11 protein-coding genes are annotated in these 13,843 nt (G+C 66.5%); 5 read left to right on the forward strand and 6 right to left on the reverse strand.

The genetic code is table 11. The features are described 5' to 3' along the window. Positions 1-2: 2 nt before the first annotated feature. On the reverse strand, positions 3-1,076 hold the full coding sequence (locus tag AC6CH3_RS10540; protein WP_498132421.1) for a YeiH family protein: 1,074 nt from the start codon (positions 1,074-1,076) through the stop codon (positions 3-5). A gap of 145 nt (positions 1,077-1,221) precedes the next feature. Between AC6CH3_RS10540 and AC6CH3_RS10545 the strand changes: the two genes are divergently transcribed. The 3 genes from AC6CH3_RS10545 (at position 1,222) to AC6CH3_RS10555 (ending at position 4,625) form a co-directional block, all read left to right on the forward strand. Next, entirely contained in the window at positions 1,222-2,781 is a 1,560-nt protein-coding gene (locus tag AC6CH3_RS10545) for a circularly permuted type 2 ATP-grasp protein (protein WP_498132387.1), read from the forward strand. A 69-nt stretch (positions 2,782-2,850) separates the two neighbouring features. After that, positions 2,851-3,777: an alpha-E domain-containing protein gene (locus AC6CH3_RS10550; RefSeq protein WP_400576406.1), complete on the forward strand. Its 927-nt coding sequence runs from the start codon at positions 2,851-2,853 to the stop codon at positions 3,775-3,777. Beyond that, positions 3,774-4,625: a transglutaminase family protein gene (locus AC6CH3_RS10555; protein WP_498132388.1), complete on the forward strand. Its 852-nt coding sequence runs from the start codon at positions 3,774-3,776 to the stop codon at positions 4,623-4,625. Before AC6CH3_RS10550 ends, AC6CH3_RS10555 begins: the two co-directional genes overlap by 4 nt. A 33-nt stretch (positions 4,626-4,658) precedes the next feature. On the opposite strand, the gene AC6CH3_RS10560 is transcribed toward AC6CH3_RS10555, so the two are convergent. From AC6CH3_RS10560 to glgC, 3 genes are all read right to left on the reverse strand, one after another. Then, positions 4,659-5,141 carry a pyridoxamine 5'-phosphate oxidase family protein gene (locus AC6CH3_RS10560; RefSeq protein WP_498132389.1) on the reverse strand — a complete coding sequence of 161 codons (483 nt, stop codon included), beginning with the start codon at positions 5,139-5,141 and terminating at the stop codon, positions 4,659-4,661. Between the two features lie 71 nt (positions 5,142-5,212). Continuing rightward, complete coding sequence (locus tag AC6CH3_RS10565; RefSeq protein WP_498132390.1) at positions 5,213-6,664, reverse strand: SDR family NAD(P)-dependent oxidoreductase; 1,452 nt, start codon at positions 6,662-6,664, stop codon at positions 5,213-5,215. Positions 6,665-6,747: 83 nt separating this feature from the next. After that, positions 6,748-8,148: a glucose-1-phosphate adenylyltransferase gene (glgC, locus tag AC6CH3_RS10570; RefSeq protein ID WP_498132391.1), complete on the reverse strand. Its 1,401-nt coding sequence runs from the start codon at positions 8,146-8,148 to the stop codon at positions 6,748-6,750. Between the two features lie 100 nt (positions 8,149-8,248). Here glgC and glgA point away from each other — a divergent pair, with 100 nt between their 5' ends. Beyond that, positions 8,249-9,445: a glycogen synthase gene (glgA, locus tag AC6CH3_RS10575; protein WP_498132392.1), complete on the forward strand. Its 1,197-nt coding sequence runs from the start codon at positions 8,249-8,251 to the stop codon at positions 9,443-9,445. Positions 9,446-9,520: 75 nt separating this feature from the next. Here the strand turns inward: glgA and AC6CH3_RS10580 are convergent, their stop codons facing one another. After that, positions 9,521-11,656, reverse strand: coding sequence for an acyl-CoA dehydrogenase family protein (locus tag AC6CH3_RS10580; RefSeq protein WP_498132393.1), 2,136 nt, complete (start codon positions 11,654-11,656; stop codon positions 9,521-9,523). 35 nt (positions 11,657-11,691) lie between these two features. Continuing rightward, positions 11,692-12,387, reverse strand: coding sequence for a TetR family transcriptional regulator (locus tag AC6CH3_RS10585; protein WP_498132394.1), 696 nt, complete (start codon positions 12,385-12,387; stop codon positions 11,692-11,694). A 63-nt stretch (positions 12,388-12,450) separates the two neighbouring features. On the opposite strand from AC6CH3_RS10585, the gene AC6CH3_RS10590 reads away from it, so the two are divergent. Further along, positions 12,451-13,836, forward strand: a complete 1,386-nt coding sequence (locus AC6CH3_RS10590; protein WP_498132395.1) for an acetyl-CoA C-acetyltransferase — start codon at positions 12,451-12,453, stop codon at positions 13,834-13,836. Positions 13,837-13,843 lie beyond the last annotated feature (7 nt).

The raw sequence follows: 13,843 nt of genomic DNA on the forward strand, positions 1-13,843 counted from the left end.
CGCTATTGAACCATGAGGAGGGCGGCGGCCAACCCGAGGACGCCGATCAGCAGCCAGGCCGCCAGCGCGGCCGTCACGGCGCGTAACCCGGTACGCAGGAGGGTGTGAATGCGCACCGCAGACCCCAGCCCGAACAGGGCGGCCCCCAGCAGGATGTCCTGCAGCCCGGCGGCGGCCTCCAGCCAGCCTTCGGCAAGCCACCCTGTGGAGCGAAGCGCCACCATCGCCACAAACCCGACGACGAACAGCGGCACCACGGGCGGCAGCGCCTCAGGTGCCGGGAGTGCTGTCTCCTGGAGGGCGCCGTCCCCGGCATTCCCTTCACGGCGGGCGCGGCGCAGCGACGCGATGCGCTGCTGTACCCCCGCTGCGGCCACCATCGGGGCGAGCAGAATGACCCGCGTCAGCTTGACCACGACGGCGATTCCCAGCGCCGCCGTCCCCGCGGTCTGCGCTGTGGCCACCACCTGGCCGACGTCGTGGACCGAGGCGCCGGTCCAGGCGCCGAAGACTTCAGGGCTGAGACTGAGCGGATGGACCAGGAGCGGCATGACACCGATGGCCAGCGTGCCGCAGAGGGTCACGAGGGCCACCGGGAGAACAGTATCCGGGTGCCGGATCCGCTTCACGGCGGCCATCGCGCCGATGGCGGAGGCGCCGCAGATGGAAAAGCCGGTGGCGATCAGCAGCGAGGCTTCCCGTGGCAGCCGGAAGAGCCGCGATATGCCGTAGGTGCCCACAAAGCTTGCCAGAACGACGGCCGCAATCAGCAGCAGGGACGTCCAGCCCAGGCCGAGTACGTCCGCGATGCCGACCTTCAGCCCGAGGAGCACGATGCCGCCGCGCATCAGGTGCTTCCCGGCGAAGTCGAGGCCGGGCCTGGCACGGCCTGCAGACCACGCCGCCGTAAACGGAAGGTTGGCGGTCAGCAGGCCGAGGACCACAGCCAGCGTCATGGCAGGAAGGGCCGGAACGGCAGCGTGGACGGTGAAGGCGAGGGCCAGTGCAACGACTGCCGTCAGCAGGCCGGGAAGATTCCGGGTAAAGTGCTGGTGCGCCTCCCTGCGAAACCGCAGCAGCCTCGGCGTCGGGAATGGGAAGTCTGGCACGTCCTAACCATGCCGGACGGCGGAGGCAAAAGACCAACCGGACGTACCTGTCAACACGCCACACTCGGTACGGAAAGTGAATTTGCAACAAAAAGGTGGTTGGCTTAGGACCATGTCGTCTGACCTATTCCAGGATTACTCCGAGGCTGCCGGCCGCACCGGCGCCTATGACGAGATGTTTGCCCCGGGGCAGACCACCCGTAAGTCCTACGGGCAGGTCGCCGGTGCCCTCCGTGAGCTGTCCCTGGCTGACGTCAGTGCCCGTGCGGACTCCATGGCGCGGACCTTCCTGGACCGCGGCGTGACCTTTGACTTTGCGGGGGAGGAGCGCCCCTTTCCGCTGGACATCGTCCCCCGGGTGATCCCTGCCCAGGAGTGGGACGTACTCGAACGCGGCGTGGCCCAGCGCGTCCGGGCACTGGAGGCGTTCCTCAGCGACGTCTACGACAAAATGACGGTCGTGTCAGACGGCGTGATCCCGCGCCAGCTCGTCACCACCAGTGCCCACTTCCACCGGGCCGTGCACGGCTTCGAACCTGCCGGCGGCGTCCGCGTGCACATCTCGGGCATCGACGTCGTCCGCGACGCCGCCGGAACATTCCGGGTTCTCGAGGACAACGTGCGTGTTCCATCCGGCGTCAGCTACGTGCTGGAGAACCGGCGCGCCATGGCCAAGGGCCTTCCCGAAGCGTTCGGCTCCCAGCTCATCCGGCCCGTGGAGGAATACCCGCGCCGGCTGCTTTCCGCCCTGCGCAAGACGGCGCCGTCCGGCGTGGACGACCCCACCGTGGTTGTCCTGACACCGGGCGTCTTCAACAGTGCATACTTCGAACACACGCTCCTCGCCGGCCTGATGGGCGTCGAGCTGGTGGAAGGCCGCGACCTGATCTGCCGCGGCAACCGTGTCTACATGCGGACCACCGCAGGCGAACAGCGTGTGGATGTCATCTACAAGCGGATTGACGATGAGTTCCTGGACCCGTTGCAGTTCCGCTCCGACTCCATGCTCGGCTGCCCGGGCCTAGTCAACGCCGCCAGGGCAGGCGGCGTGACCATCGCCAATGCCGTGGGCAACGGCGTGGCCGACGACAAGCTGGTCTACAGCTACGTTCCCGACCTCATCCGCTACTACCTCGGCGAAGAGCCCGTGATCGCCAACGTGGACACCTTCCGCCTGGAGGAGCAGGAAGCGCGCGAGCACGTCCTGGACCGCCTCGACGAACTCGTGGTGAAACCGGTGGACGGCTCCGGCGGCAAGGGCCTGGTGATCGGTCCGGACGCCTCCAAGGAGGAACTGGAGGCTCTCCGCAAGCGAGTCATCGCGGATCCCCGCGGCTGGATCGCCCAGCCTGTCCTGCAGCTGTCCACGGTGCCCACGCTCAGCGGGGACAAGTTCGGTCCGCGCCACGTGGACCTCCGCCCGTTCGCCGTCAACGACGGCGACGACGTCTGGGTTCTTCCAGGCGGCCTCACCCGCGTTGCACTGAAGGAAGGTTCACTGATCGTGAACTCCAGCCAGGGCGGCGGCTCCAAGGACACCTGGGTGCTGGCGGATTCCCCGCAGGTCCCGGTGGAACAGGTGCCGCGGCAGACGGTCACGGTCCGCGAACGCGTGTCCGTCTGGCCGGTGGAGAGCAACTGGCGGGACCGCCAGTCGGAGCAGCAGCAGTGACGCACGCCCGCTGCACTTTTGTTATCACGTCTCTTTTCTTCACCACGCTCGCGCAGGAGGTCACCGCACATGCTTAGCCGAATCGCCGAGTCCCTTTTTTGGATCGGCCGCTACGTTGAACGGGCCGACGGAACAGCCCGCATCCTGGACGTCCACCTCGAGCGCCTGAACCACCTGCCCACGGAGGAGCGGCGCAGCGTCGCTCGCGAACTGCTCGCCGTCATGGGCGCGCGCCCGCAGAGCGAGGACTTCGGCCTTGAGGAGCTCCTGCACGCCCTCGCGTACGACAAGCACAGCGCCACGTCGATCGCCGGCTCGCTCGGGGCCGCCCGTGAGAACGCCCGCCGCGCCCGTGAGACCGTGTCGTCCGGCCTGTGGGAAAGCCTGAACACGACGTACTACGGCCTGAACCAGCACCGCAAGGACGTCGTGGGCACCTACCGGTTCTGCCACTGGGTGCTGGAACGCACCGCGATGGTCAGCGGCCTGGCGGACACGACCGTCAGCCACGACGACAGCTGGCTGTTCCTTGCCCTCGGCCGTTCCCTGGAGCGGGCCGACATGACGGCCCGCATGCTGTCCACCCGCGACGTCCTCTCCGCAGGCATGTCCTGGGTGAACATGCTGCGCTGCGCCGGCGCCTACGAGTCCTTCCTGCGCACACGCCGCGCCGCATTCGGGGACCGGCACGCTGCCGAGTTCCTGCTGCTGGACCGGCTCTTTCCGCGCTCCATCGTCTATGCCCTGCGGGACGCCGACGACTGCCTGGCAAAGCTGGACCCCTCGGCCCAGCGCGTCGGCTTCATTAACGATGCCCGCCGGATCGTGGGCCAGGCCCGCACCTTCCTCGAGTTCCACCGCACCGACGACCTCATGTCGGAGCTCCCGGAGCACATGGAGCGCGTGCAGAAGGCCGTCTCGCAGGCCTCGGACGCCATTTCCCGTAAGTACTTCAATCAGGCGGATGAACTGGCCTGGGTGGGAGAAGTTTCATGACCCGGCTAAGCATCATCCACAAGACCGGCTATAAGTACAACAAGCGCGTCACCCTGTCCTACAACGAGGCCCGCATGACGCCGCTGACGGACCCGCAGCAGGTGGTGCTGGAGTCCTCGATGAAGGTTTCACCGTCGCAGGCGGCCGTGAGCAGCTACCGCGACTACTGGGGCACCCGGGTTACCGCGTTCGACATGCAGATGCCTCATGAACACCTCGAGGTGCTGTCCACCACCACCGTCGAGGTGCACCGGCTGGACCGCGTGCCGTCGGAAACGGACATCGTCGGCTGGGACGTCCTGGCCTCACCGGAGCGCCTCAACCAGTTCAGCGACTGGGTTCCGCAGTCCCAGCTCACCGGCCCGGGCGAGGACGTCCTGGACATCATTCCCGGCGTCGTTGCGGGAAAGAACCCGCACGAGGCCGCCATGGCAATCTTTGAGTGGATGCGCGGCGAGATGACCTACATGAAGGGCACCACGGGCGTCACCACCAACGCCGAGCAGGCCTGGAGCCAGAAGCAGGGCGTCTGCCAGGACCTTGCCCACCTGGCCATCGGCGCGCTGCGCAGCTGCGGGATCCCCGCCAGGTACGTGTCGGGGTACCTTCACCCGCGGTCGACGGCGGACATCGGCGAATCCGTTGCGGGCCAGTCCCACGCGTGGCTGGAATGGTGGGACGGCGCATGGCGCAGCTGGGACCCCACGAACCACAAACCGGCCGGGGACTTCCACGTGACCGTGGCCCGCGGCCGCGACTACCGGGATGTCCCTCCGCTCAAGGGAATCCTGTCCGGCGGGGGCGGCTCCGCGCTCAGCGTAAGCGTGGAAATCACGCGGCTCGCGTAGCCGGCGGGGCAGTCTGCGCCTCGCCTGGCCACTTTATTCGGGGGCGGACTTCACGGCCCCGCTGAGTTGTGTCCACCACGTCAGAGGCGGAGTGACCTTAAACCGCCGGCCTGTTACGGAGTCGGGTGTGATTCTGACGAAGTGGTCCTTCTGTCCCGCCTGCCAGGGGAAAAGGAAGAGGGACGCGGAATCCAGGATTTCCTCCGTACCCTTCAGCGCCGCCGCTCTTCCCTTGACCACCACGCTCCACGCCATTCCGGATGCTGCGTCCACACCGTCTGCCTCCAGCGCCACGGGGGATTCCCCGAGGGCACCGCCAAGTTTCGTGCCCTCGCCCGTGCGAAACACGAGCGTGCCGTGGTCCACTGCGTAGTTGAGCGGGAATATGTCCGGATGGTCGTCCAGCCAGACAGCCAGCCGGCCCACCGAAACCTGACGGAGGAGGTCCCAGCACTGGCCGGAGTTCAGGTGTTCCACGGACTCGTGGGAAGCTGCCGCGGGCTGCATATTTGTCATGGAGCAGAGCCTACGCCCGCCCGGGCATGCCTGCCACCAGGTCCCGGCAAAGTACCCGACGGGAACTTCGGCTACCAGGGGCTGGGCTTGTAGTCCTTGAGGAAGACGCCGTACTGGTCCTCGCCGTTCTCGCCCATGACGATGGGGTCATAGACCCTGGCCGCGCCGTCCACGAGGTCGAGCGGGGCGTGGAAGCCTTCCTCCATGAGCCGGACTTTGGTGTAGTGCGGCCGTTCGTCCGTGATCCAGCCGGTGTCCACGGCCGTCATGAGGATGCCGTCGGTGTCCAGCATCTCCTGGGCACTGGTGCGCGTCATCATGTTCAGGGCGGCCTTGGCCATGTTGGTGTGCGGATGGCCGGGACCCTTGTACGCGCGGGAGAACTGTCCCTCCATGGCGGAGACATTGACGATGTACTTCCGGCGTGCGGTGGAGCGCTTCATCGCGTCCCGCAGCCTGCTCACGAGCAGGAAGGGGGCGGTGACGTTGCACAGCTGCACCTCGAGCATCTCCAGGGGATCCACCTCGTCAACCACCTGCGTCCAGCTGTTGATCGTGGCGAGGTCCGGGACGAGGCCCCCTGCGTCGATGGCGGTGCCGGACGCTATGCGTTCCAGCGACGCGGAACCGGTGGACAGAGCCAGTGACGTGATGGCGTCACCGGCGAGGACCGGGTGCTCCGTGACGCTGCTGGCAATCGCGAGCGGGTGCTTGTCGTGGGCATGGCCGAAGGTGACCAGCTCCGGTCCGCCGTTTGCCGCCTCCAAGGCGGCCGGCAGGGGCTCATCCTCGGCGTCCACCAGCGGTTTGTACGCGTTGCCGGACCGGCGGACGGTCTGGGCCGCATTGTTGATGATGATGTCGAGAGGCCCGGCGGCGTTCAGGGAATCCGTGAGCGCCATGACCTGGGAGGGGTCACGCAGGTCGATGCCCACGATCTTGAGCCGGTGCAGCCAGTCCGCACTGTCCTCCATGGCAGCGAAACGGCGCGCGGCGTCCTTCGGGAATCGCGTGGTGATGGTGGTGTGGGCGCCGTCGCGGAGCAGGCGGAGCGCGATGTACATGCCGATCTTGGCCCGGCCGCCGGTAAGCAGGGCCCGCCGACCGGTGAGGTCGGTCCGGGCGTCCCGTTTGGTGTGGCTGAAGGCCGCACACTCAGGGCAGAGCTGGTGGTAGAAGGCGTCCACCTGCGTGTAGTGCCGCTTGCAGATGTAGCAGGGCCGGGACCTGATCAGGTGGCCGGCGACTTTGCCGGTGGCCGACGGCGCCAGCTTGTTGCCCCGTGTCTCGTCGTCGATCCGGTCGGGCGCAGCCGTGGCGGTCTGGGCGATGACGGCGCGGTCAGCGTCGGCGATGAGGTCACGCTTGGTGACCCGGCGGTGCCGCTTGACTGCCTTGAACATCTTGCCGGTGGCGCGGCGCACCGAGACGTAGTCAGGGTGCTCCTCGTCATAGACGTGGATGGTGTTCAAAACCTTGAGGCAGGCCTGAATCTCTTCAGGCGTCAGATCGGAGGAGCTCATTGGTCTGATTTTACAGCCTGTTGAGGCTCGGGCCCGCCTCAAGGTTACCGGGACAACCGCCCGGCGAAGATGGTGACGGGCGGCTACCTCGAGGAAGAGTCAGAGGTGACGGCGGCGGCCTGGGCCTGACCTGCGTGGTTCACGGAGTTGCGGACCTCGGGGTAGTTTTCCGTCGCGGCCTTCACCGCGTTGGGCACCAGGTGCAGGTTGGCCGCCGAGAGCTTCCGCTCGGCCTCGTCCGGCTCCGGTACAGCCTGGCCCTTGGAGAGCACGGTGATGCCGGAATCCGTGACCTTGAAGCCTCGGGCGAGGTCCAGCTCCGGGTCGAGACCGATCGCGGCGCCGGCGGGAACCTTGACGTTCTTGTCGATAATGGCCCGGCGCACCACGGCGCCCTCGCCGATCTGGACCTTGTCCATCAGCACAGAATCCACCACGCGGCTTGCCGTTTTCACGTAGACGTCGTTGGACAGGACCGAGCCTTCCACGATGCCGCCCGAGATGACCACGCCGGCGGCGACGATCGAGTCGAGGGCTGTTCCCACAGTGTTGTTGGCGCCGCGGACGAACTTGGCGGGCGGGGCGATGCTCTGGCGCGTGTAGATCGGCCATTCGGAGTTGTACAGGTTGAACACCGGGAGTGGGGAGATCAGATCCATGTGGGCGTCGTAGAAGGAGTCGATCGTGCCGACGTCGCGCCAGTAGGTGCGGTCGCGTTCTGTGGATCCCGGGATGTCGTTGAGCGTGAAGTCGTAGACCCCGGCCTCACCCTGGTTGACGAAGTAGGGGATGATGTCGCCGCCCATGTCGTGCTTCGTGTCGAGGCGCTCGGCGTCAACGTGCAGGGCGTCCACAAGGGCGTCGGCGTCGAAAACGTAGTTGCCCATGGAGGCCAGGAACTGGGTGGGGTCGGCGGCCAGGCCGGGAGTCGAGGCCGGCTTTTCAACGAACGCCGCGATCTTCTGCGGATCTTCGGGGTCCACCTCGATGACGCCGAACTGGTTGGCCATGTTCAGGGGCTGGCGGACGGCGGCGACCGTTGCCTTCGAGCCGCTCAGTACGTGCTGCTCCACCATCTGGGCGAAGTCCATGCGGTAGACGTGGTCCGCGCCAACGACGACGACGATGTCCGGGTTGGCGTCGTGGATCAGGTTGAGCGACTGATAGATGGCATTCGCGCTGCCCAGGAACCAGCTCTTGCCCACGCGCTGCTGTGCCGGGACGGAGGCGACGTAGTTGCCGAGCTGTGTGGACATCCGCCAGGTTTCGGAGATGTGGCGGTCCAGGCTGTGGGACTTGTACTGCGTCAGGACCACGATCTGCAGGTAGCGGGAATTGACCAGGTTGGACAACGCGAAGTCGATCAGCCGATAGCTTCCGGCGAAGGGCACGCCGGGTTTAGCCCTGTCCGCCGTCAATGGCATGAGACGGTTTCCCTCGCCGCCCGCGAGGACAATAGCCAGGACTTTCTTATTCAACGGCATGTGGTCGCTCCTGTACGCCTTCGTATCTTCCCCAAAAGTCCGGCACGCCCGGACTCCTTCACACTAGAACAGTTCAACCGTAACGACTACCTTGGGTACCGTGCGAATAGACATTGTGACTAAAGAATTCCCGCCGGAGATTTATGGTGGCGCGGGCGTCCATGTAGCCGAACTGAGCCGGGTCCTGGCCCAGCACGTCGATCTGGAGGTGCGTGCCTTCGGCGCGCCCCGGGACGCCGACTACCACGGGGCGAACGTGACCTCCTACTCCGTGCCCGAGGATCTCGGCTCCGCGAATGCCGCCGTCCAGACGCTTGGCGTGGATCTGCGCATCGTCCCGGACATTCAGGGCGCCGATCTTGTGCATTCGCACACCTGGTACGCCAACATGGCCGGACACCTGGCAGCGTTGCTGCACGGCATCCCCCATGTGCTGAGTGCACACAGCCTGGAGCCGCTGCGCCCGTGGAAGGCCGAACAGCTCGGCGGCGGCTACGCCCTCTCCTCCTGGGTGGAAAAGACCGCCTATGAGGCTGCGGCCGCCATCATTGCCGTCTCCGAGGGCATGCGCCAGGACATTCTGCGCAGCTACCCCGACGTCGATCCCGCCAAGGTCAAGGTGGTCCACAACGGCATCGACGTCAGCCTGTGGAACCGGGATGAGAACCACGACGCCGTCCGTGCCCTCGGCATCGATCCGGACCTGCCCAGTGTGGTGTTCGTCGGCCGCAACACCAGGCAGAAGGGTGTTCCGTACCTCCTGCGCGCTGCGGCAAAGCTCCCCGCCGACGTGCAGCTCGTGCTGTGCCTGGGTGCAGCGGACACCCCCGAACTTGCTGCGGAAACTGCGCGGCTGATCGAGGAACTTCAAAGCCAGCGCAGCGGTGTGGTGCTCATCGAGCGGATGCTGCCCCGCAACGAACTCATCCAGGTCCTGAGCCACGCCACGGCTTTTGCCTGCCCGTCCATTTACGAGCCCCTCGGCATCGTGAACCTGGAAGCCATGGCCTGCGGCGCTGCCGTCGTGGCCAGCGCGACCGGCGGAATCCCCGAAGTCGTGCAGCATGGCGAGACCGGGCTGCTGGTTGACATCGAACAGGTCACCGACGGCACGGGCACTCCGCTGGATCCAGAGAAGTTCGTCAGCGAGTTCGCCGCGGCCCTGACCGAAGTCGTCTCTGATCCGGAACGCGCCCGCGCCATGGGTGAGGCCGGAAGGCGCCGGGCCGAGGAGCATTTCTCGTGGGAGTCCATCACCGAGACCACCCTCGACGTCTACCGTTCCGTCCTCAAGTAGTCCCAGAGCAGTAAAAAAGCCCGACGGCGGCGCTCCCTTCAGGTGGGAACGCCGCCGTCGGGCTTTAACCGCCCGTCAGGAAGACCGGGGGGCGTCCCTGGCCTTCCGGTCGAGCACCGACTTTTCGTCGACCGGCGCGCTGCCGCTGGCGCGCTGGGCACGATAGAACTCCCGTGCCTCGTCCTGCCGGACCTTCTCGGCTCCGGTGGCAATCGCCGCGCGCAGGTGGTCCTGGCCGTAACCGAAGGCGTCAACCAGGTCGAGGGCGTGCGGCCGGAGCTTCACAAGCAACCGATTGATGTATCCGCCCACCGTCCGTGCCCGCTGCATGGACAGCCTGCCGTTCATCAGGTACCAGGACAGGTTCTTCTCGATCAGGGACAGACCGAACAGGTCCCTGAGCCACGTGAGCACGGTCCTGGTTCCCGGATCAGTGCAACGGGCGAGGGCGTCGGTGAAGGCCTCCCACTGCAGGAGCTCGGCGTGGGCCTGTGCGGCGTCGATCAGCTCGTTCTGGTGCCGGTTGAAGACTGCGGCGGCTTCCTTCTGGGGCAGCTTGCTGGCTCCCCTGAGGGCGGTGCCCGCCTCTGCGACCATGCTCTGGACGCGGTCGGTGAGCAGGGCACGCTGGCTTTCCTCGTCCCGGAGCGCGATGGCGGCCTTCTGCGGCAGCCCCGTATCCGCCACGAACTGCGCGACTCCCCGCAGGCCGGTGCGGTGGACAGCGGTACCGGCCGCCTGGTTGACCACATAGCGGGCCAGAACACCGAAATTGACGTTGCGGAATTCCTTGGCGTAGTCGGCGAGCAGCCGCTTGGCCACGAGCTGGAGCAGGACGGTGTTGTCCCCTTCGAACGTGACGTAGACGTCGAGGTCGGCGCGGAGCGAGGCCAGGCGGTTCTCGATCAGGAACCCGGCGCCTCCGCATGCCTCGCGGCATTCCTGCAGCGTGTCCAGGGCGTGCCACGTGCTGAGCGGCTTCAGGGCCGCCGCCAGGGTCTCGAGGTCCTGGCGGTCCGCGTCGGTGTCGTGCGCGCCGGAGAACACATCATCGAACTTCTGCAGCAGCTGCTCGTGGGCGAAGGCCGCGGCGTAGGTGGTGGCCAGGCGTGTGAAGAGCCGGCGCTGGTGCCGCTGGTAGTCAAGGAGCACCTCTTCGTCGGTGAGCGAAGAGGAATTGAACTGGCGGCGTTCGGTGGCGTAGGTGATGGCAGTCTTGAGGGCGAGCTTGGAGGCGGCCACGGCTGCGCCGTCGAGGCTGACCCTGCCCTGGACGAGGGTGCCGAGCATGGTGAAGAAACGACGGCCGGGGCTGGCAATGGGGGAACTGTAGTGGCCCTCGGCGTCCACGTCCCCGTAGCGGTTCAGGAGGTTGGTCCGCGGGATGCGGACGTTGCTGAAGTGCAAGCGGCCGTTATCGATGCCGTTCAGGCCGCCTTTGATGCCGTCGTCCTCGCCGCCGATTCCCGGGAGGAACTCCTTCGTGGCGGGGTTACGGAGATCCATATAGAAGGCGTGCACCCCGTGGTTCACGCCTCGGGTGACCAGCTGGGCGAACACGACCGCCCCGAGCCCGTCGATGGCGGCATTGCCGATGTAGTCCTTCCAGGCCGCCCGGAATGGCGTGTTGATCACGAATTCCTGCGTGCCGGCGTCGTACGTGGCGGTGGTGGCGATACTTGCCACATCCGAGCCGTGCCCCGTCTCTGTCATGGCGAAGCAGCCGGGGATGTCCAGGTTCATGATTCCGGGCAGCCATTTGCGGTGGTGCTCTTCGGTGCCCAGATGCAGCACGGCGGAACCGAAAAGGCCCCACTGCACGCCCGCCTTGATCTGCAGCGACGGGTCGGCCGTAACCAGCTCCTCGAAGCCTGCAATGTTGGCGCCGTGATCGTCGGACCCTCCGAGCGCGGCCGGGAAGGCGCGGTGGACGGCGTCATGGTCCACCAGGTAGCGGAGCTGGCCGAACGTGCGCTGCCGGTGTTCGGTGTGGGTAAGGCCCTCGGTCTTGTGCAGTTCAGGGCGGGCGGCCAGTTCACGGGCCTGGCGCCGGACGTCCGCCCACTTGCCTAGCAGTTGTTCACCCAGTACGGCCACATCAACGGCGGGCGGTGACGTCGGGATCCTGCCGCCGGCACTGGCGCTCGTGGCAGTGCCAGCCGGTGCGGGGCGGAAGGATGCGCCGCTGCGGCGGTCCGCTACTTCAGTCATGTCGATTCCTTCGTTGGTTCGGACAATTGGAGGGTCTACTGAACGGATTCTTGGGCGTCGCCGAGTTCGGGGGCGATGCCAACACACAGCCACGCCGTAATCTGGCGGGCCATGGCTTCGTGGTCAGGCTTTGCAGGGGAGTCCGGGCTGCCCAGCCAGCGTTCCCCGGCATTACGGACCAGCCCGATAGCGGCGGTGGGCCAGTAGCCGATGACCGACTCCTTGCCGGCGCCGAGATGGATGCGCATTGGACGGGCGATCATGTCCGCGATGGAGTCGAAGAAATGGCCCAGCGCCCCTGCGGTGGCGATGGTGGTCTGGCCACCGTCTTGCTCGGCAGCAGGGTACCGCGTCACGAACGTGTAGACGTTCGGGCTTGTTTCGGCCATTTGGAGGTACGCCGACACCATGGCGAAGAGGCCTTCGCGCGGAGTCTGGGCCGTCTGTACAGCTTCCTGCATGCGCCGCTGCATCTGGCTGAGCACCACTTCGCCCACCGCCTGCTGAAGCCCTGCCTTGTCTCCGAAGTACCGGTAGAAAACAGACTTCGATGTTCCGGCGGCGGCTGCGATCTCCTCCATCGAGGCATCGCTGCCGAGGGCGTGGACAGCGCGCCGGGCGGACTTGATGAGCTCCCGCCGCCGCTCCTCCCGGTGGGCCTGCCAGCGGGAGGCCCGGCCGTCGGCGGCGGGCGCGGACTCGGAATCTCCAAGCGGATGGTCGATGTTCACGATACTCAGCGTATCAGGTACGCTAAGTATCGATAACCTAGCCCGGATCAAAGGAGACAGCCCATGTCCGTCGATGGACAGTCAGTAACTGGACCAGAAGGCGCCATCAGCCCACAGCATGCGTCTTCACAGACCGGATCCGGGAAGGCGCATACGCCTCGCCGCGCCGTGGTGGTCGGCGGCAACCGGATTCCCTTTGCCCGCACGGGAGGTGCCTACACCAAGTCCTCCAACCAGGACATGCTCACGGCCGCCCTGGATGGACTGATCGCGCGCTTCGGGCTGCAGGATGAGCGGATCGGCGAAGTCGCCGCAGGAGCCGTGCTCAAGCATTCGCGGGACTTCAATCTGACGCGCGAGACCATCCTGGGTTCCGCGCTCTCTGCAGAAACGCCTGCCTATGACCTGCAGCAGGCATGTGCCACCGGGCTCGAGACAGTGTTGGGCCTGGCGAACAAGATCAAGCTGGGGCAGATCGAGTCGGCCATTGCCGGCGGCGTCGACTCAGCGTCCGATGCCCCAATCGCCGTGAGCGAGGGCCTCCGGGAAGTGCTGCTGGATCTCAGCCGCGCGAAGACCCTGCCGCAGCGCCTGCGGATCCTTGCCCGCCTGCGGCCCAAGGACCTTGCCCCCGATGCTCCAAACACGGGCGAGCCCCGGACCGGCCTGTCCATGGGGGAGCACCAGGCCCTGACGACGGCACAGTGGAAAATCTCCCGGGAGGCACAGGACGAACTGGCCTACAACAGCCACCGCAATCTTGCTGCCGCCTATGACGCCGGATTCTTCGATGACCTCCTCACCCCCTACCGGGGACTGAGCCGGGACTCGAATCTTCGGCCTGACACCACGCTCGAGAAGCTTGGCTCCCTGAAGCCGGTCTTCGGCCGGAATCTCGGAGCCGAGGCCACCATGACGGCGGGCAACTCCACGCCGCTGACCGACGGCGCCTCCACGGTCCTCCTTGCCTCCGAGGAGTGGGCGGACCAGCACGATCTGCCCAGACTTGCCACCGTCCTGGACGGCGAAGCCGCCGCCGTGGACTTTGTACACGGGAAGGACGGCCTGCTCATGGCTCCTGCCTTCGCCGTACCCCGCCTGCTGGCGCGCCATGGCCTGACCCTGGACGACATCGACTACTTCGAGATCCACGAGGCCTTTGCCGGAACCGTCCTGAGCACCCTGGCAGCCTGGGAGGACGAGGAATTCGGACGCAGCCGGCTCGGACTGGATGGAGCCTTCGGCAAGGTAGACCGATCCAGGCTCAATGTCCACGGATCGTCGCTTGCGGCAGGCCATCCGTTCGCCGCTACGGGCGGACGAATCGTTGCGTCACTCGCCAAGTTGCTGCACGAGAAGGGCACCGTTAATGGGCGTCCCGCGCTCGGGCTCATCTCCGTCTGCGCCGCCGGCGGCCAGGGCGTCGTGGCACTCCTGGAAGCACAGTAGGGGGTCC

Source organism: Arthrobacter sp. GQ119, from assembly GCF_059759125.1.

Excerpts from the sequence above, each read along its gene's own strand:
- AC6CH3_RS10555 (WP_498132388.1), top strand. The coding sequence starts at position 3,774 with ATGACCCGGCTAAGCATCATCCACAAGACCGGCTATAAGTACAACAAG.
- AC6CH3_RS10580 (WP_498132393.1), bottom strand. The coding sequence starts at position 11,656 with ATGACTGAAGTAGCGGACCGCCGCAGCGGCGCATCCTTCCGCCCCGCA.
- AC6CH3_RS10590 (WP_498132395.1), top strand. The coding sequence starts at position 12,451 with ATGTCCGTCGATGGACAGTCAGTAACTGGACCAGAAGGCGCCATCAGC.
- glgC (WP_498132391.1), bottom strand. The coding sequence starts at position 8,148 with ATGCCGTTGAATAAGAAAGTCCTGGCTATTGTCCTCGCGGGCGGCGAG.
- AC6CH3_RS10545 (WP_498132387.1), top strand. The coding sequence starts at position 1,222 with ATGTCGTCTGACCTATTCCAGGATTACTCCGAGGCTGCCGGCCGCACC.
- AC6CH3_RS10565 (WP_498132390.1), bottom strand. The coding sequence starts at position 6,664 with ATGAGCTCCTCCGATCTGACGCCTGAAGAGATTCAGGCCTGCCTCAAG.
- AC6CH3_RS10560 (WP_498132389.1), bottom strand. The coding sequence starts at position 5,141 with ATGACAAATATGCAGCCCGCGGCAGCTTCCCACGAGTCCGTGGAACAC.
- AC6CH3_RS10550 (WP_400576406.1), top strand. The coding sequence starts at position 2,851 with ATGCTTAGCCGAATCGCCGAGTCCCTTTTTTGGATCGGCCGCTACGTT.